The organism is Nannocystis pusilla (genome assembly GCF_026626665.1).
Classification (GTDB): Bacteria; Myxococcota_A; Polyangia; order Nannocystales; family Nannocystaceae; genus Nannocystis; species Nannocystis pusilla.
This window is the reverse complement of record NZ_JAPNKE010000002.1, coordinates 5,529,863-5,551,868: the sequence shown is the minus strand read 5'-3', so window position 1 is coordinate 5,551,868 and position 22,006 is coordinate 5,529,863. Positions and strand designations below refer to the sequence as shown.

The window sequence follows — 22,006 nt, the reverse complement described above, 5'->3', positions numbered from 1 at the left end:
CCATGGCCGCTTCGGGCCTCTGCCGGGCAGCAGCGCCCGGGTCGGGCCGGCGAAAATCGCGGGAGCGCCGCACGCTCGGGCCCGGCCGCGGAGGGCGGACGCTCCCTTGACACTCGCGGGAACCCGCGGCTACCTTCCCGGCCCTCCAACGCATAAGGCCGCTCGCTATGTCGCAAGTCTGTCAGGTCACCGGGAAGCGCCCTCAGGGCGGCATGAACGTGTCGCATTCGCACATCCGCACTCACAAGCGGAACATCCCCAACCTGCACCGCAAGCGCTTCTTCGTGCCGAGCGAGGACCGCTGGGTCACCCTGCGGGTCAGCGCCCACGGTCTGCGCGTGATCGACAAGCGCGGCATCGAGGCGGTCGTCGCGGAGCTCCGCGCCCGCGGCGAGAAGGTCTGAACCCGGGCGCCAGGCGGCGAGATCGCCGTCCGTCCGCGTGTCAGCCGACCGGCGCACAGATGTAAGAAAGAAGAGCGCATGGCCGAGATCTTCGTCCCGCTCTTCTTCTTCATCACCGTGCTGGGGGTCTTGCTCGGGCCGAAGTACCTCCGGTTCAAGCACGAACAGCGGATGAAGGAGCTGGAGAGCGGGTCCGCCGGGGCCGGCCAGCTCAAGGCCCTGATGGAAGAGCGCAAGGCGCTGATCGAGGAGCGAAAGGTCCTCGAGCAGCGCGTGCAGTCGCTCGAGACCATCGTCTGCAACGTCGACTTCGAGCTCAACGCCAAGCTGCAGCGGCTCGCGGTCGCGACCCAGAGCATCGCCGCCCTCGGGCCCGCGCCGGCCCAGCGCGCCGCGGTCTCGGCCGCGACCGGCGAGGCCGAGAGCCTGATCGCCGGCCAGGTCCGGCCCGGTCAGCGCGTGGCCAATCGCTTCGTCGTGTCGCGCCTGCTCGGCGCCGGCGGCATGGGTGCCGTCTACCTCGCGCGCGACGACCAACTCGGCGAAGAGGTCGCGCTCAAGGTGGTCGCCGGCCTCGGCCTGCTCGACCCCGGCGCCGCCGATCGCCTGCGCCGCGAGGCCAGCACGGCCAGGCGGATCTCCCATCCCAACGTCGTGCGCTTGCACGACATCGGCGAGGAGAACGGCCTGCTGTTCCTGTCGATGGAGTACGTGGCCGGCGAGAGCCTCGCGGCCCGGCTCACGCGGATCGGGGCGATCCCCGCGGCCCGCTGCGGCCGATCGCCGAGCAGCTGTGCGACGGCCTGGCCGCCGCGCACGCCGCCGGCGTCATCCACCGCGACCTCAAGCCGGCCAACGTGCTGCTCGCCGGCGATCGCACGGTCAAGATCATCGACTTCGGGATCGCCCGCCCGCTGACCGAGGCGGGGATGACCGCGACCAACATGGTCGTCGGGACACCCGAGTACATGGCGCCCGAGCAGGTCCGCGGCGGCCACGTCGACGCGCGCACCGACATCTACGCGCTCGGGGCGATGCTCTACCACGCGCTGACCGGTCGGCCGCCGTTCGCCGCGCCGTCGCCGATCGCCCTCGGCCTGGCCCACTGCCAGGACCCGGTGCCGGCGCCGCGGCTGCTCCGCCCCGACATCCCGGTCGAGTGGGAGACGCTGATCCTCCGCGCGCTCGAGAAAGATCCGTCGCGCCGGTTCCAGACCGCGGCCGAGCTGCGCGAGGTGTTCCGCGCCAGCGAGGCGCCGACCTGGCACGGCCCGGCCCCGACCGTGCGCGTGTGAGCCTCACTCCGCCGCATGGCGGCGAGTGAACGCTGCGTCGTTGCGGGCGCGTCGCCGACTTGGCCCCTCGACGTCCGTCGGTGCCCTCGAAGGCGCCGGGATGGAGGAGCTCGCGGTCGAGACGATGTCGGCGGGGACGTCGGCGTCGACGCGCGCGAGGTCAAAGACCGGGCCCTGGCGACGAGGGGACGAACGCAGACGCGATCCCGCGAGCGAAGGCGAGGACCGGCGCGGAGCCGCGGCGGCGAGCGGCGAGCGCGGCGGCTGTCACCTTTTTCTTCGGCGCCCGTAGAGCGAGGCGACGGAGACAAACATGCTGCGCACCACCATCGCCTCGCTCGCCCTTCTTCTCGGCAACCTCGCGTCCGCGGGCTGCCAAACCGACCCCGAAGTCCAGGCCCGCATGGCCGAGCTCGCCGAGCTGCCGGGCATCAAGGTGCAGATCGACGGCGCCGACCTCGATCACGCCCAGGCCCAGGCGATCGCCAAGCACCTCGAGGGCAAGGCGGCGGACACCGGCGCGGCGATGGTGCGGCTGAAGAAGGACAATCCGGGCGGCACGTCGCTCGAGATCGAGCTGTACGCGAAGTCGCTGCCCGCCGCGGAGGGGCTGGCCGCCGAGCTCAAGGCGACGTTCCCGGCGCTGGCGAGCGCGACGATCACGACCGCGCCGGCGGTCGGTGGCGCGGGTGAGCTGCCGGTGATCGAGGTCAGCAAGGAGCTGTCGCCCGAGGAGGCGAAGCAGGAGATCCTCGAGCAGCTGCAGGCCGACGGGGTCGACGGCAACGTGAACGTGCAGATCGAGGACGGGGCCGAGGGCCGGCGGATCGAGGTCAAGATCGACAAGCAAGAGGTCCACTGAGCGCGGCGGCGCCCGCTTCGGGGCGGCCACGGGAGTGACCTGTCCGTTCGGACAGGCGTCACGCGCTGCCCTTGGCCGGCGCGCGCTTGCGTCGGGCCGGGCTCGCGCGCTTGGTGCTCGCGCGCTTCGCCGACTTGCGCTTGGCCGCGCCGGCGGGACGGCTCGACCGCCGCTTGCTCGTCGCCTTGGCCTTCTTGGCCGGCGTCGTCTTCGGCAGCATCAGCCCGGCCGCGGTCATGTCGTGCGCCCGGCCGGCCTCCGTCAGCGTCGCGCGCTCGAACGGGATGAGCTTGCCGCGCTTGGGGAAGGTGGCGTCCTCGAGGGTCACGAGGCCGGCCGCGACCAGGCCGCCGAGCAGGTGCTCGAACGAGCGGCGATCGACGTCGCCGTCGGGAAAGGTCTCGCGGTGGAGCCGGCCGGTGGCCTGGCCGTCGGCCTGGGCCAGCGCCGCGAGCAGGCGCTGCACGTGGCGCTGCTCGCTCGCGCTGGGCGCCCGGTACTCCTGGGCGATGCAACGAGCGGGCGCGCAGGCGTCGCAGATCCCACAAGGCTCGCCGCTGTCCTCCTGGTCGCCGAAGTGACGCACGAGCCGCACCATGCGGCAGCCGTGGCCCTCGGCGAAGCGGGCCATGCCCAGGAGCTGGGCCTGCTTGTGCTCGCGCTGGGCGGCGTAGCCGGCCTGCCAGGTGCTCGCGCCCCGGGCCAGCTCCTCGCCGGTCTCGATCGCGCCGCCGTGGATCACGAGCTTCTCGAGGGCCCGCTCGAACGCCTCCCGCCCGGCGCGGCTGCGCTTCTTGTTCAGCGCGGCCCGATCGGTCGGCGTCTTGGGCAATTTCTTGAAGATCTTCTCGAGCTCGAGCGGGTCGGGGTAATCGCGCTCGTGGAAGAATTCGTGGGTCTTGCGATCGACGTAGGCGTGGAACAGGACCGCCCGCGCCGGCGCACCGTCGCGGCCGGCCCGCCCGATCTCCTGATAATAGCCCTCGAGGCTGCCGGGCAGCGCGGCGTGGAGGATCGTGCGCACGTCGGCCTTGTCGATGCCCATGCCGAAGGCGGTGGTGGCGACGATGACCTCGCGCTCGCCGGCCAGGAAAGCCGCCTGGACGCGGTCGCGGTCGTCGTTGCTCATGCCCGCGTGATAGGCCGCGGCGAGCCGCGGACCGAGGGCGCTCGCCAGCTCCTCGGCGCTCTTGCGGGTGGCGGCGTAGACGATCGCGGGCCGGCGCGCGCGGTCCGACAGGAGCTCGCGGATCGCCGCGGCGCGCTCGCCCGGGTTGCGCTCGATCACCTCGATAGCGATGTTGGTGCGGCGAAAGCCGTGGATGAAGCGCCCGGCGTCGCGCAGGCCGAGCTGGGCGACGATGTCGTCCTGGACGGTGGGCGTGGCGGTGGCGGTGAGGGCGATGATCGGCGCGGGACGCAGGGCGGGCAGCCGCTGGCCGAGCATGCGATAATCCGGGCGAAAGTCGTGACCCCACTGCGAGATGCAGTGGGCCTCGTCGACGGCGATCAGGGCCGGCGTGCGCCGGGCGAGCATCTCGGGGAAGCCGGGCACGCGCAGGCGCTCGGGGGCGATGAACAGGAAGTCGAGGTCGCCGGCCAGATAATCGATGCACGCCTGCCGCGATTCGCCGCGGCTGCGGCCCGAGTGGATGCGCTCGGCGCGAAAGCCCTGAGCGGCGAGCCGGGTGGATTGATCCTCCATCAAGGCGATGAGCGGGCTTATCACCAGAGTGGTGCCGCCGCGCGCGACGCCGGGGAGCTGATAACACAGCGATTTGCCGGCCCCGGTCGGCATGACCAACAAGAGGTCGCGGCCGCGCGTGGCGGCGCGGCAGACGGCCTCCTGGTAGGGGCGAAAGCCGGAGAAGGCGAACCGCGAGCGCAGCAGACCGAGCAGGTCGTCGGACGCGGCGTCGGCACGAGGAGCCGCGCGGAGAGGCGGGCTCGCAGCGGGGTAGAGGGGTGCGGTCGAGCGGTCGTCCGAATCGTTGGCGGAGCCGCGACGAGGCGTCGCGGCGGAATTGAACAGTTCTCCGGTGGCTCCGCGGCGAGGTGGGGTCGCGGGAGCGGAATCCCCGTCGCTCGCGGGGCGGCGGCGTGGCGGGGCGGGAGCGGACTCTACTTCGCTCGCGGATTCGCGGCGAGGCGGGGTAGCGAAGGTGGAATCGACGTCGCTCGAGGCTCTGCGGCGAGCCGGGGTCGCGGGAGTGGGATCGACGACGCTCGTGGCTCGGTGGCGAGTCGGGGCCGCAGGGGTGGAATCGAAATCGTCCGTGCCTCTGCGGCGAGTCGGGGTCGCGGGAGTGGAGTCGACGTCGCTCGTGGCTATGCGGCGAGTTGGGGGCGCGGGAGTGGAATCGACGTCACTCGTGGCTCTGCGACGAGTCGAGGGCGCGGGAATGGAATCGACGGCGCTCGTGGTTCCGCGACGAGACGGGGTCGCGGGAATGGAATCGGCGGCGCTCGTGGCTCTGCGGCGAGTCGGGGTCGCGGGAGTGGAATCGACGGCGCTCGTGGCTTCGCTACGAGACGGGGTCGCGGGAGTCGCCAGGAGAAAGTCGCTCGTGATCCGGCTGCGCGGCGCGCTCGTGGCTTCATGTGCCTTGCTCGCGGCAGTGCGGCGAGGCGAGGTCACGGAGGCGGAATCCAGGCGGCCATTCGCAGCAGTGCGGCGAGACGGGGCCGCGGGTGTGGCCTCGGCATGGTCGCTCGCGGAGCCGCGAGGCGAAGCCGCGGGCTCGGAATCAAAGCGGTCGTCGGCACGCGGGGCTGCGGAGGCGGAATCAAAGAGGTCGCCCGTGGTGCCGCGTCGGGGCAAGGTCGGAGGGGCGGAATCAAAGAGGTCGCCGATGGTTCCGGGCCGGGGCGAGGGCGCGGTTGCGAAGAGGTCGCCGGTGGTTCCGCGGCGCGGTGAGGTCGCGGGAGCAGCGGCGAAGAGGTCGGCTGTGGCACCGCGTTGCGGCGGCGTCGAGGGATCGGCCGCGAAGGGATCGCCGGTGGCCCCGGGGCGCGAAGGGGTCGCGCGAGCGGTGGCAAAGAGATCGCCGGTGGTCCCGCGATGCGGCGGAGCTCCAGCAAATATGGTGGCCGAGTCACTCGCGGGTGTGCGGCGAGAGGTACGGGTCGCAGCGGGCTCGCGCGTGCGCACGGGGCCGGGCTCGTTCGCGGGTCCGGGGGCTCGCTCGTCGTGGGCGGGCGCTTCTCGCCGCCGGCGCGGGGCGACGGAGCCGGCGGCGGCGAGAGGCCGGTGACGCGGCCGACGACCTCGGTGACGAACGACTCGATCGCCGCCATGAAGGTCGGTAGGTCGCCCTCGCCCCGCGACATTCGCTTGAGCTTGGCCTCCCATTCGCCGGTCATCGCCGGGCTCTTGACGTCGGGGTGGACGACCGAGATCAGATAAATGCCCTTGTCGGTGGCCGCGAGCGACTTGCCCTCGCGGATCGTGTATTCGCGGCGCAGGAGGGTCTCGATGATCTGCGCGCGGGTGGCGGGCGTGCCGAGGCCGAGGTCGCGCATCGCGTCCGACAGCTCTTTCTCCTCGAGCGTCCGGCCGGCCGTCTCCATCGCAGTGAGCAGGGTGGCCTCGGTGTGGCGCGGCGGCGGTCGCGTCTGTTTCTCGAGGGCCTTCGCCTCGAGCACCTGCTGCGATTGGCCGCGCGCGAGGCCGGCCGGCAACGCTTGATCGCCGGGGTCCGTTTCATTCGCCGCAGCCTTGCCGCGCGGCTTCGCCGGCGACTTGCCGTGGCCGACCTCGAGCACCTTCCAGCCGTGCTTCTGGATCGCGGTGCCCCGGCTCTCGTAATGATCGACGATCGCCGGCTCGTCCGCCGACGTGATCGTGGTGATCACGGTGGTCGCCGAATAGACGTAGTCCTCGTGCCAGGCCGCGAGCAGCCGGCGGCAGATCAGATCATAGATCTTCTGCTCGTGGGCGGTCAGGCCCTCGCCGGCCGACTTGGCGGTGGGCAGGATGGCGTGGTGATCGGTGACCCGCGCGTCGTCGACGAAGCGGCGGCCGAGCGGCCGCGTGCCCGTGCCGGGGGCCAGGAGGCCGGGATATTGCCCGCCGACGGCGGCCACGACGTCGCCGAGGGTGGCGGCCACGGCCGCGGACAAATGGCGGCTGTCGGTGCGCGGATAGCTGATCAGCTTGTGCCGCTCGTACAGCGATTGGGCGATGTCGAGGGTCTTCTGCGCGCTCAGGCCGTAGAGGCGATTGGCGTGGCGCTGCAGCTCGGTGAGGTCGTAGAGCAGCGGGGGCGGGATCGATCGCGTCTCGGCCTTGATCGAGGCGATCGCGGCCCGGCCGGCGAAGGCGCGCGCGACGATGGCCGCTGCTTCCACGCCGTCGGCCGGGAGGCGCTTGCGCTTGCTCGGCTCGTCGTCGGCGTCGCCGGGCGCCGGCGGGCGGAACCAGGTGCCGACATAGGAACCCGCCGGGGGCGGCGTCGGTGACCGGCTGGAAGCGCGCCACGACCTCGCGGTAGTCCTCGGGCACGAAGTCGCGGATCGCCAGCTCGCGCTGGACGAGGATCGCCAGGGTCGGCGTCTGCACCCGGCCGACCGAGATGTCCTGGTCGAGCACCAGGCTGTAGGCGCGCGACAAGTTCATGCCGACCAGCCAGTCGGCGCGGCTGCGACCGCGCGCGGCGTCGGCCAGATCGTCGAATTCGGCGCCGTCGCGCAGCCGCGAGAAGCCGGCGAGGATCGCCTCGCGGGTGAGCGACGAGATCCACAGGCGGCTCACCGGTTTGCGACAACCGGCGGCGTCGTAGATGTAGCGGAAGATCAGCTCGCCCTCGCGGCCGGCATCGGTGGCGCAGACGATCCGCTTGACCGCGCGATCGCTCATGAGGCGCTGGACCACCGCGATTGCTTCTTGGTGTCGGGGATGACGACCAGCGGGAATTGCCGCGGCAGCATCGGCAGGGTGAGGAGGCTCCAGCGCTTCCACGCGGGGTCGATCTCGTGCGGCTGGGCGAGCGCGACGAGGTGACCGATGGCCCAGGTGACGAGGTAGCCGGCGCCCTCGAACCAACCGTCGCGGCGCCCCGTGACGCCGAGCGCCGCGGCGATGTCGCGGGCGACGGAGGGCTTCTCGGCGATGACGAGGGTGGTCACGGAAGGGCGCGGCGCGGGCGGAGGACCCGGGCGCGCGCGACCTTAGCACACGCCGATCGAGGCGCCCGGCTCGCGCCCGACTCGCGCTGCGAGGCGCGTCTTGCACCGGACAAAGCGGGCGCCGCAGCCGCGTCGCAGGTCTCCCTGGCGTCAGCCGTGGCGGCTGCGATCCGTGGCCCGCGTCGCTGCCACGCGCGCCTCGTGGCGAGGCCGGACGGAGGCGCGAGAGGAGGACGGGCGAGACCGAGGCGTGCGTCGCTGTCACACGCGCATCGTGGCGAGGCCGGGACGGAGGCTCGAGAGGAAGACGGGCGAGACCCGAGGCCCGCGTCGCTGCCACGCGCGCCTCGTGGCGAGGCGGGGACGGAGGCGCGAGAGGAGGACGGGCGAGACCGTGGTCCGGGTCGCTGCCACACGCGCACCCTGCGAGGCGGGAACAGAGCCCTGCGAGCCTGGTCGGGTTCGGGTCGATGCGCGCGGTGAAGCGGCGACATTCAAGATATGTCCCTCGGGACATGTCCTTTCAGTCGGGCTCACGGATCGGTGAATTCGCCCTGGGCTTCGATGCGGATCTTGACCTCGCGCCGGCCGGCGCCGTCGTCGGAGATCTCGACCTGCGCGTCGCCGTGCAGGCCGCGGGCCTCGAGGCGCTCGAGGATCTGGGCGCGCGCGGCCTCGGCGTCGTCCTTGTCGAGCAGCTCGAGGTCGAACCATTCGAGGCCGAAGCGGCCGCCGAGCGTGCCGTGGACCGTCTCCACCAGCGGCTCGATCCGGCAGTTCTCGGCCTGTAGCGCCGGCACGTCCTCGACCTCGGCCAGCAGATCGTCGCCGACGAGGGCGGCGTCCTCGCCCCACAGGTCGATGAGGAGCGTCCCCGGGCCGCCGTGGTCGGCGTGGACCCGCACCGTCACCTGCTCGGCGCCGGCGCGCTGCTGCAGGCGGTCGGCGAGCTCGCGCACGTGGTCGCTGTCCAGCAGGTCCTCGCCGGGGACCTCGCACGAGACCGTCGCGCCGAAGCCGCGGTCGTAGTCGTACGGCAGGCGGCAGGCCGCCGCGACCGCGACCGCGGCCAGGCCGGCCGACAGGGCCCAGCGGTGGCCGCGGAGGAACCCGGCGAAGCCGAGCCGCGCGGGCGCGGGGCGGCGGGCGAACCTGGCCATGAGGTCCTGTTCCAAAGACGCTGGCGGAACGGACATGTCCGAGAGAACATGTTCTGAAGGCGCGCCGGCGCGGTAGAGGCGCCGCAGCGCGGCGGGGAGGCGATCAGGCCAGGGCACTCTCGGCTCCTTTCTTGCCCGCGGCGGGGCGGAGGCGGGCGCGGAGGTCGCGGAGGACCCGCGACACGCGCTGTTTGACGGCGGCCTCCTGCAGGCCGAGGACTTCGGCGATCTCGCGGTGGCGCAGGCCGTCGGCGAAGCGCAGGGCCAGGAGCTCGCGGGCGTCGGCCGGGAGCTCGCGCACGAGGGCGGCGAGCTGGTCGAGCTGCTCGCGCTGGAGGAGGCCGCCCTCGGGGCCGACGGCGTCGCTCGGCAGGAGGTCGAGCAGCTCGGGGGCGGCGGTGGCCCGCGCCTTGCGCAAGTGGTCGATGACCGCGTTGCGGGCGAAGGTGAGCAGCCAGCCGCGCACGCTGCCGCGCTCGCGGTCGTAGTCGCCGAGCCGCTCGACGAAGGCGACGAACACGCGGGCGGCGAGGTCCTCGGCGTCGGCCCGGGCCGACACGCGGCGGGCGACGAAGCGGACGACATCGGGGTAGAGGTCGCGGTACAGCGCGCGGAACGCCTCGCCGTCGCCGTCGCGGGCGCGGGCGAGGCGACGCGCGTGGAGCTCGTCGCGCAGCGGCCAGGGGAGCTGCATGTCTGTCGGGAGGGTACGGGCCGGCGCGGAAAAGGTGACGGGCGCGAAGTCACGAGTCCGCGGCGGACCGCGCGCGGTCGTCGATCGCGGGTCTCTTTCAAGGAGCGGCGCGCACCGCCTGCGCGTGCGTCTCATCGGCCAGGGCCGACGCCGGGGACGAGCGCAGCGAGCAGGACATCGCGGGCGCGAGCGGCGAGGAAGTCCCCTTCATGGAGGCGCCGAGGACGAGCGAGCGAGGCCGCGAGCGAGACGCCGCGACCAGGCCCGGCGAGCGTCGCGCGGGTCGAAGCGAGCGGCCGCGGCGCCGCGAACATGGTTCATCACCTGGATGTCTCAATGAACATGTTTCGGGAGTCATGTACGTGGATCGAGGCTGTGGAGAATCGATGGCGCGATCGGGAGCCAGGCGCCGGGAATCGACAGAGGAACGAGCCGACTGCGCGCGAGGGGCCGAGGCCGTGGAAATCGACGGAGGGCCGAGCCGCCTGCGCGAGGGCCCGAGACAGTGAGGTGCCGATGGCGCGCGAGCGGGGCTGCGCGCGGGTAACCGCTCCTGCGAGGTCGTGGAGCGCGAGCCGAGCCGCTCGAGAGTGTGGAGAATCGATGGAGCTCGAATCGAGCGCCGGCGCGGCCGTGCGCGTGGATACGATTGCGCATTGTGGAGGAATGATGGAGGGCCTTCGATCGGGCCGACGCGGCATTTCAAAAGCGGCTAGACATGGCGGCGGTGCGAACGAGGAGTCGACGATGAGAGTCATTGATGTTGCGGCGAAGGGGTATATCGACATTCCGGGCGTCTCGGCCGGGGAGACGAGCGGGGGGTTCAGCATTCAGATGTGGGTGCGGCCGTCGGGCAAGGGCGGGGTGATCTGGTACTGGGGCGAGGGCGGGCCGCTGCTCGTGATGATGAACAACGGCGGGCTCGAGCTGCGCGTGGGGGTGCTGAAGCTCCTGGCGCCGGGGGCGATGACGATGGGGCGGTGGACGCACGTCGCGGTGGAGTTCGCCGCCGACGGGGCGGCGGCGATCTTCATCGATGGGATCCGCGCGGCCGCCGGGACGCTGCCGAAGCTGGGGGCGACGCCGTCGATCCGCGTCGGCGACCAGGGCTCGCCGAGCCTCGCGCTCGCCGACGTGCGGCTGCTGGCGCGGGTGCGCTCCGCCGGCGAGCGGGCGCCCTCGGCCGAGCCGCAGGGGCTGCTGGCGCACTACGCCGGCCAGCTCGACGGGACCAGCGTGCGCGACGCGGGCCCGCTGCAGCGGCACGGGCAGCTGGCCGGCGGGGGCCAGGCGGTCGAGGACGTCGAGCTCGACGTCCTGCGCAGCCCGAGTCCGGGCGCGGTGGTGTGGGACGAGAAGCCCGACGTGCTCGAGCTGCCGCCGGTGACGACCGACTTCACCGGCGGGATCACGGTCGAGGCGTGGATCCGGCCGCGCAAGGCCGCGGACCCGGTGTTGTTCGCGCTCGGCGGTCCGGACTCTTTCAACGTCCGGCTGCGGATGGGCGACGGGACGCTCGTCGTCGAGTTCGTGGCCAAGACCGGGCCGACGGCGATCAAGGTCCCCGGGGTGGTGCGCGCGGACGAATGGCAGCACCTGTGCGTCTCGGTCGACGGCGGCGGAATGTTCAGAGCGTTCGTCGACGGCCGCACGGTCCACGAGCAGCAGGTGGCGGCGCCGGCGGTCGCGCGCGACGGGGTGCGCACGGGCGGGACGATCGGCGAGGAGTTCCTGGGCGAGGTCGCCGAGCTGCGCGTTTGGCAGGGCGGGCGCTCGCTCGAGGACGTGCGGGCGCTGTGGCTGCGCCGCGCTCGCGGCGACGAGCCTTCGCTCGTGTATTGCTATCACCTCGACACGCTCGCCGAGGGCTGGGCGATCGACGCCGGGCCGCGCCGTCAGCACGCGCGGCCGATGGGCCAGTTGACGTGGGGCGACGGCGTCGGCGCGCCGCTGCGGGCGCTGAGCGACGCCCGCCGGGTCCACGTGCGCGCGGCCGGCAAGCTGCTGCTCGACGAATTGCCGGTGTCGCTGTTCCCGACCAAGACGATCGAGGTCGGCCTCGGGGGTTGGGGGGACGTAGGTCTCAAGGTGCCGACGGCGCAGGAGTACGGGACGGTCAAGGGCTCGCTGGTCCGCTGCGCGGTGTACGAGGTCTCGATCGAGCCGCGCACGGCCGGCGGCAGCAAGCTGGCGGGCGAGGTCGAGGTCCGCGTCGACGCGCCGGTGTCCGTGGTGCGCAGCGACGGCGGGGTGCAGCGGCTCGAGGCGTGGAAGCCGGGCGTCCCGGTGAAGGTGGTGGTCAGCGAGGGGGTCGCGCGCGCGTGCGGGTGCTCGCCGCCAAGTCGCTCGATTGCCCGGCGCTGCGGCTGCGCGCGCCCGGGATGGACGCCGACTGCTGGACCGTGGTGCGCCCGGCCGACGGGGCGCAGCGGCAGCTGGCGAGCCTCAGCGCGTCGGCGCTGAAGCAGCCGCCGCCCGGCAAGACGCCGGTGCTGAAGAGCAACATGCCGAAGGACGACGCCGAGGCGGTGACCCAGTTCATGCGCGACACGGCCCGCGCGCTGCCGACGGCCCCGCCGGTGCCGATCAAGAAGGGGCAGAAGCTGTCGTGGGGCGACGTCTGGGACGTGGTCGAGGACGTCGGCGAGGCGGTCGGCAGCGCGGTGATCGACTTCGGCAGCGACGTGGCGAAGCTGACGATCTCGGCCGCCGGGGACGCGGTGAAGCTGGCCAACAAGGCCGCCGGGGCGGCGGTGCGGACCGGGGAAGCGGTGATCCGCGACTGCATCGAGGACGCGCGCGACCTCGCGGTCGACACCACGAAGACCGCGTGGGGCGCGGTGATGGTGGTCGGCGAGATGGTGGTCGACGGCTCGAAGAAGATGTTCCGCACGATCGTGGCGGGGGCGCTCGAGGTCGCCGGCGCGATCGAGGCGTTCCTGAAGCGGATCGGCGCGGCGATCCGCGACTTCATCGAGTTCCTGGCGATGCTGTTCAACTGGGAGAAGTTCCTCGCCAAGTCCGACGAGCTGTACGCGCTGGCGAGGGACAAGTTCGACGAGCTCGGCGGGTACGCGGCGCAGATCCGCGACATCCCGGCCATGCTCGACGCGCTGGTGGCGAGGCCGGTGCGGTCGGGGCTGTCCGGCAAGTCGCTCGGCAAGGCGTTCGGCGTCGGTGACTTCGAGCTGCCCGACTTCGACGAGCTCAAGTGGCTGGTCGACGTGATCGAGGAGGCGTTCACCGGCTCGCCGCCGAAGCTCGAGGACGACCCGAAGGGCAAGCAGGGGCCGACGCAGCTCGACAAGACGAAGACCGCGGCCGAGAACGAGGCGACGACGGCGGCGCTGCCGAAGGCGCTGCTGGACGCGAGCGACGTGCTGGACACGTCGATGGACGCGCTGCTCGACCTGCCGAAGAAGACGTGGGCGGCCGGCCGAGAGGTGACGACGGAGCTGACGGGCTGGATCGCCGACCACACCCCCGACCTGGTCGATCAGGCCCGGCGCACGCTGACCTCGCAGCTGAAGATTCCGTACCTCACCGAGGTGATCGAGGTGGCGATCCTGCGCGGGCGCAAGCTCGACATGCTGCGCCTCATCGCGCTGGTCGGGGCGGTGCCGGCGGTGCTGACGAGCGGCGGCAACAAGTCGACGGCGTCGCTGCAGAAGTCGGCGAAGTCGCAGGCGGAGGAGGCGATCCGCTGGACGCAGTTCGGCATCAGCCTCGTCAACTCGTCGATGTTCATCGCCCGCAGCGCGAGCGAGTGGAAGGGCAACTTCACCGCGGTGTGGACATTTAGCGTCATCGGCGGGGCGACGACGGCGGTCGCGGCGGCGTTCGACATCGCGGCCGCGGCGGCGTTCGACGACGCAAATACGCGGTGGTACGGCATCACCCACGGCGTGCTGTCGCTGTGCGGCGGGCTGTGGATGATCGGGTCGACGGCGTGGGCGATCTCCTGGCCCGAGGGCGAGGGGGTGATCGCGATCGTCGACGGGGTGATCGAGGTGGTGATCGGCTGCGGCGAGCTGGCGACCGCGATCGTCGTGTTCTCCCAGGGCGAGCTCGCGGAGGAGGAGTTCTGGGCGCAGTTCAGCTACCGCATGGCGAATTGGAGCCTGCGCGGGCTGTACCGCCTGCTCGACGGCGTCGACAACAGCCGGATCAAGGCCGCCAACGCGCTGACGACCAGCTGCGCGGTGGCGATCCTGGCCAGCGACCTGTGCGAGATGGGCTACGGGCTCACGAGCACCGCGATGGGCTGAGCGCGGCGGCGGCCCGGCGGCGAGCGGGGCTCGTCGCCGGGTCAGCCCGGGGGCATGAAGTTCTCGCAGGCCTCGTCGATGAGGCCGATCGCGTCGGAGAAGAATTGCTTGTACGAGGGCGCGCAGATCTGGCCGATGAAGCCGTTGGTGAACATCTCGGTGAATTGCACGATCCGCGGCGACAGCTCGGCGCCGGTGATGCCGCCGTTGCACTTGTCGAGCGCGGGGCAGGTCGGATTGACGGGACCGATGAGAGACAGGACGACGATGTTGGTCTCGACGCCGCCCTTGGCGGTGACCAGGCCGGTGTACCAATTGCCGGGTTCGCCGGGCGAGCCCGACTGCGGCAATTGCTGGCAGGCGGCGACCTCGTGGTCGTCCTCCTCGTCGGTGATGAGGACGACGACCAGCAGCGCGTCGTCGCGGATGAAGCCGTCGTTGCAGGCGCCGGGCGCGTTGTTCTGCGGCTGCACCGCCTGCAGCATGGCGTACATCGGCTGCTCGTTGCCGTCGCCGCCGGTGCCGACCTGGCCGGCGCAGGAGAACTTGGTGCCGAGGTCGTCGGCCTCGCTCATCCAGTTCTTGCCGCCGGCGTAGGGGGTGCAGGTGGCGTTGCTCGAGCTGGCGCCGCCGGTGCGGTTGACGAGGCCGCCGTACATCTGGCAGCCGGCGCCGTTGTAGACGTTGCTGTCGCTGCTGATCACGCCGACGTGGTAGCTGTCGGTGTTGGACAGCTGGGTCTGCATCTCCGACACGAAGTCGGGGAAGCTGTTGACGAGGTTGATCTGCTCGTCGGCCATGCTGCCGCTATTGTCGATGACGAACAGCAGGTCGACCTTCTTGCAGCCCGTGTCGGGCATGGGCAGACCGCCGTCGGGGGTCTCGCCGATGTCGAACTTGGGCGCGGGGCCGCTGTCGACGTTGCTGGTGGCAGGCTCGCTGGTGCTGGCGTCGGTGCCGGCGGTGCTGGTGGGATTGGTGCCGGTGCTGTCGGTGCCGCCCGTGGTCGTACCGTCGCTCGTCAGGGTCAAGTTGCTGATCCCGCCCAGAGTCGGCGCGGCGGTCGGATTCGTGCCTCCTCCGCCCCCGTCGTCGCTGCAGGCGGAGAGGCAGGGGACGCCGAGCGTGATCAGGGTGAGGGCGAGGGCGCGCATCAAGAATCACGGTACGCCCAGGAGCCAAGCGCTTGCAAGCGGAGACCCCCGCCCGCGGCCCGGAGGTCACGCGCGGGCGATCGACCCCGATCTGCGGGGCGCCTGGCGAGGAGCGCCGCAGCGATGCGGGCGCGTGCGGCGGAGCGTGCGCGGGCCGTGGCGCGTCGGCGCGAGTGAAACACGATCCAGCGATTTGCCGGCGGGCGCATGCGCGCGACGTGGGCGAGGGCGCCGGCGCGAGGCACGGGAGCTTCGAGGGCGCGAGGTCGCGGCCGGTCGCCGTCGTCGCTTCGCGCGCGACGTCGGCGATTGTGCATAGTCGGTGCTTTGCTGATTGTCGGGTTGGGAGCGCGGCGATTCGTCGATCTCGGCGTGCGTGGCGGACGATGGGGGCCGGAAACGGCAGCGCCCCCGCCCGAACTTCCGGCTTGGCGGGCTCTCCGCGCGCGGGCATCCTCGCCCGGCCTTCCGGAGGTCGCTTGCCATGATTCGTGCTTCGTTCGCGCTGTCCGCCACGCTGTCGCTGCTCGCCGTCGCGTGCGGGCCCACCAGTCCCGCCATCACCACCGACGACGTCGCGGAGACGAGCGACGGCACCACGACGACGGGTGGCACCGACGAATCGACGACGACCGATCCGTCCAGCGCGGGGCCGACCCCCGGCACGACGGGCGAGCCGACCACCGGCGAGCCGACGACGATCGAGCCGACCACGATCGAGCCGACCACGCTGACCACGGGCGGGCCGGCGTGCGGCGACGGGGTCGTCGAGGGCGGCGAGGCCTGCGACGACGGCAACCTCGACGACACCGACGCGTGTACCAGCGCCTGCACCGCGGCCACGTGCGGCGACGGGCTGGTGCATGCCGGGGTCGAGGGCTGCGACGACGGCAACGGCGACGACAACGACGAATGCGTGCAGTGTCAGCCGGCGGCCTGCGGCGACGGCTTCGTCGGGCCCGGCGAGACCTGCGACGACGGCAACCTCGTGGACGGCGACGGCTGCGCCGCGAACTGCATCGCCGAGTTCTGCGGCGACGGGGTGGTGCAGGCGGGCGAAGAATGCGACGACGGTAATTCCGACGACGACGACGCGTGTACCAGCGCCTGCAAGATCGCCGTGTGCGGCGACGGGATCGTCCAGACGGGCATCGAGGCGTGCGACGACGGCAATCCGATCGACGGCGACGCCTGCCTCAACGTCTGCCTGGTCGCTACCTGCGGCGACGGGATCGTTCACACCGGCGTGGAGGCCTGCGACGACGGCAACGACGAGGACCTCGACGCCTGCTCGAACGCCTGCCAGGCGGCGACCTGCTCCGACGGCGCGGCGAACGGCGCCGAGACCGACGAGGACTGCGGAGGCCCGAATTGCATGCCCTGCTCCGAAGGACAGGTGTGCGCGATCGACACCGACTGCCAGTCCGGGAATTGCGAGGCCGGCTCGTGCGGCGGGGTGACGCTGGTGGTGCCCGACTGCGCGGCGGCGAACGTCGACGCCGCGCAGGTGTTCAGCATGGTGGTGCAGCCGAAGTGCGGCTGCCACACCGGCGGCTCGGGCGGCCTGACGATGACCGACGCCGCGACCGTCAAGGCCAACAACGTCGGCGTGGCCGCCACGAACGCCGACATGAACCGGGTCACCGCCGGGGACGTGGACCAGAGTTATTTACTCTACAAGGTCCTCGGTCAGCAGAATAACGTGCCCGGCGGCGGCGGCTCGACGATGCCGCTCGGGAGCACGCTGACCGACGCGCAGAAGTGCCTGCTCGTCAATTGGGTGAAGAGCGGCGCGCTGTGACCGTCGCGGACAGCTGTCTTTGATTGTGCGGACAGCTGTCGTCGGTGCCGACGTGCGTCGATGTCGGCACCGATGATTGCGCGCGGGCGCCGATGTGGACCATGTGGCGCGCGGCCATTCTTGCTATGACGGGAGCTGTCGTCATGGCGCTGCAAAAGACCGCGTATCCGTACGCCAAGGGCCCCGATTTCAGCCGACTGTTCAGCTGGGGCATCAACCTCAAGAACGTCTCCGACCTGTACCTCGCGTCGGGCATCGGCGCCCACGACGCCTTCGGCGTGATCCAGCACCCCGGCGACGCGGTGGCGCAGACGCGCTACATCCTGCAGCAGGTCCCGGGCTTCCTCGCCGAGGCGGGCTTCGCCGTCGCCGACATCGTGCGCATCGAATACACGTTCACGCGCGAGGTCCCGCGCGGCTCGTTCGACGCCATCTTCGCGGTCATCGCCGAGTTCCTGGCGACCGAGGCGACCAAGCCGACGGCCGGCACGCTGCGCGTGGTCGAGGCGCTGGCGTTCGACCATCAGCTGGTCGAGTACGAGTTCTGGTGCGCCCGCTGATCCTCAGGTCCCGACATTGGCCCGCGGCGGCTCAGCGCCGGCGCTTGCGGGCCATGGCGAGCGTGACCTGGACGGCGTCCTGCAAGGTGCCCAGGACGATGAGCGAGTCGTCGATCCGCATGCCGTGCTCGGTGAGGGCGACCGCGGCCGCCGGCTGGATGCCGGTGAGCACGGTGCGGGCGCCGATCAGCTTGACCGCCTCGATCAGCTCGATGATGCGATAGGCGGGGGTGGTGTCGACGGCGCGCAGGCCGGTGAGGTCGAGGATGATGACGCGGGCCTGGTGCCGGACGATGCCGTCGAGCACCGCCTCGCGCACGTGCAGCGAGCGCGCCTCGTCGAGCGTGCCGATCAGCGGCAGCATCAAGACGCCGTTGGCGAGCGGCAGCACCTGGGCCGACATCTCGGCGATGAGCTCGGCCTGCTGCCGGCGGATGATCTCGTCCTGGCGCTCGCGCTCGCGGATCGCGGTGTGCAGGCGGGTGACGTCGCGGACCTGGGTGGCCTTGGCGCCGCGTCCGCCGGCCGCGCCGGGGATGGCGAACATGGTCAGCTCGAGGTCGACGCGCACGCCGTCGACGCGCATGAACTCGGTGGTGCCGGGGACGATGTCGAGGAGCATGGCCGCCGCGTCCTCGGCGGCGGCGTCGGGCGGGAGGGCGAGGATCCGCCGCAGCGCGGGTTGCAGAACATCGGCGCGGTCGGGGTGTTGGGGCGCACGAGCACGCCGTCGGGCGAGTGATGCACGAGCGCCTCGAACACGCGCACGGCGTCCTCGGCGCGCTTGCGTTCGGTGACGTCGATCGCCAGGCCGCCGATGCCGATGTTGTTGCCGCCGCCGTCGGCGGGGCCGAGCGGGAAGATGTGCTCGAGGAACACGCGCTCGCGGTCGTCGATCGGGATCTCGAACTCGCTGACGCTCGGCGTGCCGGTGCTGACGACCCGGTCCATCACCGCCTGGATCTCCGCCGCCACGTCGGCGTCGAGCAGGTCCGACTCGAGCTTGCCGACGACCTGGTCGGGGGTGCGCCCGAGCAGCGTCGCGTGCAGGCGATTGCTGAGGGTGAAGCGGCCGTCGACGTCCTTGGCGTACAGGACCATCGGCGCGTGCTCGGCGAGCGCGCGCAGGAGCGAGGCGGTCCGGGAGAGCTGCCGTCGCTGCTCCTCGTGGGCCTGCTGCAGCGCTGCGTTGGTCGCTCGCAGCGCTGCGATCTCGGCCTCGAGTTGCTGGACGGTGGGCATGCTCGAGTCCGCGTGGTCGGCAGTGTGCCGCGGGCGACCCGGCTTGTCACGGTCCGCGCAGGCGCGTGAGCCGGCGCGCATATGCAGCGGGTGTCGGGCCGACCCTCAGGCGGTGTGCGTCGCGCGGCGGCGCGCTAGAACCACTCCGGACGGGTGTTCGCGTACGAGTCCTCCTCGTCGCGACACAGGCGTACGAGCGGGGCCACGCGGGGCGCTCGGTCCGCAGCCAGTACTGCGCGGCCTGCAGCTTGCCGCGGTAGAACGCGTCGTCTCCTGTCGACAATGTCCCGCGGGACAGGGCCGTGCGGGCCGCCGTGGCCTGGCGCAACCATTGCCAGGCCACGGTGATCGTCATGAAGATGTCGAGGACGTCATGGCTGTGGCGGAGCATGCGCTCCGGGTCTGCGAGGTGACGTCCGGCGAGCTCTGCGATCAGCGCCCCGGCGGCGCCCGCGGCCTCCTGCAGCGCGGTGACGTCGGCGAGGTCGAGGCCGACCGCCTGCGCTTGCGAACATGTTTGAAGGATCTCCCGCCCCAGCGTCTGCAGGGCTCCAGGAGCCAGCGCGCGGCGACCGAGCAGGTCGAGCCCGTGGATGGTGGTCGTGCCCTCGTGGATGCTGTTCAGCTTCTGGTCGCGCAGCCACGCCTCCGGCAGGTACTCGCTCGAATAGCCGTAGCCGCCGTGGATCTGCAGGGCCAGCGCGTTGCTGTCGTAGCCGCGCTCGGCCGCGAAGCTCTTGGCGATCGGGGTCAACAGATCGAGCAGCAGCGCCGACCGCCGGCGCACCTCCTCGTCCTCCGCGTGGTGGGCCAGGTCGGTCAGCCGCGCCGTCTCGACCAGCAGCGACAGCCCGCCCTCGACGATCGCCTTCTGCCGCAGCAGCATGCGCCGGACGTCGGCGTGCTCGATGATCGGGACCGGCGGGCTGTGCGGGTCGCGGCGGCCCGCCGGGCGGCCCTGCCGGCGCTCGCGCGCGTAGGCCAGCGACTCGTGGTAGGCGACCGCGGCGGTCGCCACGCCGTTGAGGCCGACCATCAAGCGGGCCTCGTTCATCATCTGGAACATGTACGAAAGGCCATGTCCCGGGTGCCCGACGAGCTCGCCGCGGCAGGCGCCGCGCTCGCCGAAGTTGATGACGAGGCTGGGCAGGCCGCGCCAGCCGATCTTGTGGATCATGCCGGCGGTGCTGACGTCGTTGTCGACGAGGCCGTCGGGCCCGGGCCACAGGCGGGGGATGGCGAACAGGGAGATGCCCTTGATCCCGGCCGGGGCGCCGTCGATGCGCGCGAGGGTCAGGTGGACGATGTTGTCGGCGATGTCGTGGTCGCCGCCGGAGATGAAGATCTTGCCGCCCTGGATGGCGTAGGTGCCGTCGTCCTGGAGGACCGCGCGGGTGCGGATGTCGGCCAGGCTGCTGCCGGCCTGCGGCTCGGTCAGGGCCATCGTGCCGGTCCACTCGCCGGCGTACATGCGCCGCATGTACCTGTCCTTCAGGTCATCCGAGCCGAAGGCCTCGATCAGGTGGGCCGCGCCGGCGGTCAGGCCGGCGTAGCAGTAGGCGCCGAGGTTGGCCGCCATCAGGTAGGCCTCGGCCAGCAAGGCGACGGTGCGCGGCAGCTGCTGACCGCCGACGTCGACCGGGCGCGAGGCCGTGATCACGCCGAGGTCGCACAGCCGCGGCCAGATCGTGCGCATGCGCGGGTGGACCCGGATCCGCCCGCCCTCGAAGGTCGGGGCGGCCTCGTCCATCGGCCGGTAGGCCGGGTACAGCACCTCGCGGGCGAGGCTCCGCGCGTTGGCGAGGAAGAGGTCGAAGGTGTCGCGGTCGTGGTCGGCGAAGGCCGGCAGGCGCAGCAGGGCGGCGGCGTCGTGCACCTCGTACAGCAAGAAGGCGACGTCGCGGTCGGACAGGAGCGGGTTCCCGGCGGTCACGCGGGCAGGATATCGCAGGGCGCGAAGGCTGTCGCGCCGACCGGCGAGAGCCGGTGAGCCCCCGGCCGCGCGCCGCGGGCGGCCCGCGGTCCGCCGACGCCGGGGACCTCGCGCTCGCGCGGCGGCCGGAGGATGAATGAAGGGGCATGTCCGAAGGGACATGCCATGGCGTCACCCGGCGCAGCGGGTGCACGCGACCTGGCGGGTCAGCGCGCTCAGGTCGGCGAGCTGGCGGCGCACGTGGTCGACCTCGATCCGGACCGTCGGCGGGAGCCGCTCGGGGTCGAGCAGCGGCTGCAGCTCGGCGCGGGCCTCGTGGCTCAGCGAGGACCACAGGTCGTCCGGCAGGGCGAGCAGCAGCAGCGTGGCGGCGTCGGTCGGCCACGGCGGGGCGAGGGCCGCGACGCGGGCGTGCAGCGGCAGCGCTCGCAGGTCGGAGAGCAGGGCCTCGGCCGCACCTGTCTGTTCGGACAGGGCGAGCGGGCGCCGCTCGATGGTCAGCGGCAGGCCGGCGAGGGCCGAGAGCAGCGCGCGCAGGAGGACGTCGAGGTCGCCGGCCGGGGCCCGGGCGAGCGCGGCGGCGAGGGCGTCGAGCGCGGCGGAGAGGGCCTCGAAGCCGCCGTCGCCGAGGCAACGGGCGGTGAACAGGAGGCTCGGCGGGCGGCTGTGGCGGCGCAGGGCGACCCATCCGCGCGGGCGCCCGGTGGCCGGATCCGGCGGCTGGGTGGCGGCGTAGAGGGCGGGCAGGGCGACCCAGTGCGGCGGGTACTTGAAGCGGGCCACGTCGAGCACGAGGACGTGATCGCTGGTCGGGTCGTAGCCGCCGATCGGCGAGAAGTGGCCGGCGCCGGTCTGGCCGAGCGAGCCGCGGTCGTAGCTGACGATCAGCGCCGGTTCGACGACGGAGCGCGCGGCGGCGTCGACGGCGGCGCGGAAGTCCGCGAGGCCGCGGGCGTCGGGCCGGTGCACGTCGGCGCTGGCGCCGTTGCAGCGGGCGAGGCAGGCGAACTCGTCGAGGGTGATGCCCTGGGCGCGCACGCGCTCGAGCGGGCTGCAGCAGTCGAGCAGCTCCTCGCTGAACCACCGCCACGGGCCCTTCCACAGCCGGCCCGGATCGACGCCGAGGGCGTTGAGGGCGACGACGAGGGTGCCGAGGCCGCAGAAGGCCGGATCGGCCTGGGTGTGGAACTGCTCGATCAGCGGGAAGAACGACTCGAGGCCGCCGGCCGCCCGCGCCGCGTCGAACAGCGCCCGACCCTCGGGCGAGGCGAAGGCGACCAGCTGGGGTGGCAAGGGGCGGCGGTAGAGGCTGGGGGCAGGAGAGTGCATCGCGGCGCTCGCAGGTCGAGCCGATGATCCCGCGTCGCGGTCGATTCGTCGAGGGCGAAGCGGACGGCGGCCGCGACGCCGGGGGACGCGCATTTCCCCGATTGTGAGCACCCCGCGCGCCGCCCTATCACGTCGCTCGCAGGGTCGGCGATCGGCTGCATTGCGAGCACCACGGGC

At 72.2% G+C, this 22,006-nt stretch carries 14 protein-coding genes and 4 pseudogenes; 7 read left to right on the top strand and 11 right to left on the bottom strand.

Features of this window, described 5'->3' with window-relative positions; genetic code table 11:
* Positions 1–167 precede the first annotated feature (167 nt).
* The 3 genes and pseudogenes from rpmB to OV079_RS24640 all read left to right on the top strand — a co-directional run bounded on the left by rpmB (position 168) and on the right by OV079_RS24640 (position 2,561).
* Positions 168–404 (top strand): 50S ribosomal protein L28, encoded by a 237-nt coding sequence (rpmB, locus tag OV079_RS24655; RefSeq protein ID WP_267771299.1) that lies wholly within the window; start codon positions 168–170, stop codon positions 402–404.
* Between the two features lie 78 nt (positions 405–482).
* Positions 483–1,699 (top strand): annotated as a pseudogene (locus OV079_RS24650) (serine/threonine-protein kinase).
* A 313-nt stretch (positions 1,700–2,012) separates the two neighbouring features.
* Positions 2,013–2,561 (top strand): hypothetical protein, encoded by a 549-nt coding sequence (locus OV079_RS24640; protein WP_267771297.1) that lies wholly within the window; start codon positions 2,013–2,015, stop codon positions 2,559–2,561.
* A 58-nt stretch (positions 2,562–2,619) separates the two neighbouring features.
* Here the strand turns inward: OV079_RS24640 and OV079_RS24635 are convergent, their stop codons facing one another.
* From OV079_RS24635 to OV079_RS24610, 6 genes and pseudogenes are all read right to left on the bottom strand, one after another.
* A complete protein-coding gene (locus OV079_RS24635; protein ID WP_338088931.1) occupies positions 2,620–5,199 on the bottom strand; it encodes a RecQ family ATP-dependent DNA helicase in 2,580 nt (859 codons plus the stop codon).
* Complete coding sequence (locus tag OV079_RS24630) at positions 5,196–6,911, bottom strand: DNA topoisomerase (RefSeq protein ID WP_267771296.1); 1,716 nt, start codon at positions 6,909–6,911, stop codon at positions 5,196–5,198. Before OV079_RS24630 ends, OV079_RS24635 begins: the two co-directional genes overlap by 4 nt.
* A 175-nt stretch (positions 6,912–7,086) precedes the next feature.
* Positions 7,087–7,179: pseudogene (locus OV079_RS58510) on the bottom strand (hypothetical protein); the annotation flags it as partial.
* A 236-nt stretch (positions 7,180–7,415) separates the two neighbouring features.
* Positions 7,416–7,688 carry a toprim domain-containing protein gene (locus OV079_RS24620; protein WP_267771294.1) on the bottom strand — a complete coding sequence of 91 codons (273 nt, stop codon included), beginning with the start codon at positions 7,686–7,688 and terminating at the stop codon, positions 7,416–7,418.
* Between the two features lie 533 nt (positions 7,689–8,221).
* The gene (locus tag OV079_RS24615; RefSeq protein WP_267771292.1) at positions 8,222–8,848 is read right to left on the bottom strand and encodes a hypothetical protein; all 627 of its coding nucleotides are present in this window, start codon (positions 8,846–8,848) and stop codon (positions 8,222–8,224) included.
* 103 nt (positions 8,849–8,951) lie between these two features.
* Positions 8,952–9,542, bottom strand: a complete 591-nt coding sequence (locus tag OV079_RS24610; protein ID WP_267771291.1) for an RNA polymerase sigma factor — start codon at positions 9,540–9,542, stop codon at positions 8,952–8,954.
* A 312-nt stretch (positions 9,543–9,854) separates the two neighbouring features.
* On the opposite strand from OV079_RS24610, the pseudogene OV079_RS56210 reads away from it, so the two are divergent.
* Both OV079_RS56210 and OV079_RS56205 read left to right on the top strand, forming a co-directional pair.
* A pseudogene (locus OV079_RS56210) lies at positions 9,855–11,318 on the top strand (LamG domain-containing protein); the annotation flags it as partial.
* A 545-nt stretch (positions 11,319–11,863) separates the two neighbouring features.
* Complete coding sequence (locus OV079_RS56205; protein WP_267771290.1) at positions 11,864–13,810, top strand: hypothetical protein; 1,947 nt, start codon at positions 11,864–11,866, stop codon at positions 13,808–13,810.
* Between the two features lie 41 nt (positions 13,811–13,851).
* Here the strand turns inward: OV079_RS56205 and OV079_RS24595 are convergent, their stop codons facing one another.
* A complete protein-coding gene (locus OV079_RS24595; RefSeq protein WP_267771289.1) occupies positions 13,852–14,964 on the bottom strand; it encodes a vWA domain-containing protein in 1,113 nt (370 codons plus the stop codon).
* A gap of 484 nt (positions 14,965–15,448) precedes the next feature.
* Between OV079_RS24595 and OV079_RS24590 the strand changes: the two genes are divergently transcribed.
* Positions 15,449–16,765, top strand: coding sequence for a DUF4215 domain-containing protein (locus OV079_RS24590; protein WP_267771288.1), 1,317 nt, complete (start codon positions 15,449–15,451; stop codon positions 16,763–16,765).
* Positions 16,766–16,908: 143 nt separating this feature from the next.
* Positions 16,909–17,325, top strand: coding sequence for a Rid family hydrolase (locus tag OV079_RS24585; RefSeq protein WP_267771287.1), 417 nt, complete (start codon positions 16,909–16,911; stop codon positions 17,323–17,325).
* A 31-nt stretch (positions 17,326–17,356) separates the two neighbouring features.
* Here OV079_RS24585 and OV079_RS24580 read toward each other — a convergent pair whose 3' ends face one another.
* The 4 genes and pseudogenes from OV079_RS24580 to OV079_RS24565 all read right to left on the bottom strand — a co-directional run bounded on the left by OV079_RS24580 (position 17,357) and on the right by OV079_RS24565 (position 21,829).
* Positions 17,357–17,947 (bottom strand): STAS domain-containing protein, encoded by a 591-nt coding sequence (locus tag OV079_RS24580; protein ID WP_267771286.1) that lies wholly within the window; start codon positions 17,945–17,947, stop codon positions 17,357–17,359.
* Positions 17,875–18,567 (bottom strand): PAS domain-containing protein, encoded by a 693-nt coding sequence (locus OV079_RS24575; RefSeq protein ID WP_267771285.1) that lies wholly within the window; start codon positions 18,565–18,567, stop codon positions 17,875–17,877. The genes OV079_RS24580 and OV079_RS24575 overlap by 73 nt, the downstream gene beginning before the upstream one ends.
* 134 nt (positions 18,568–18,701) lie before the next feature.
* Positions 18,702–20,317, bottom strand: a pseudogene (locus OV079_RS24570) (acyl-CoA dehydrogenase).
* Positions 20,318–20,671: 354 nt separating this feature from the next.
* A complete protein-coding gene (locus OV079_RS24565; protein ID WP_267771284.1) occupies positions 20,672–21,829 on the bottom strand; it encodes a phytochelatin synthase family protein in 1,158 nt (385 codons plus the stop codon).
* Positions 21,830–22,006: the final 177 nt, after the last annotated feature.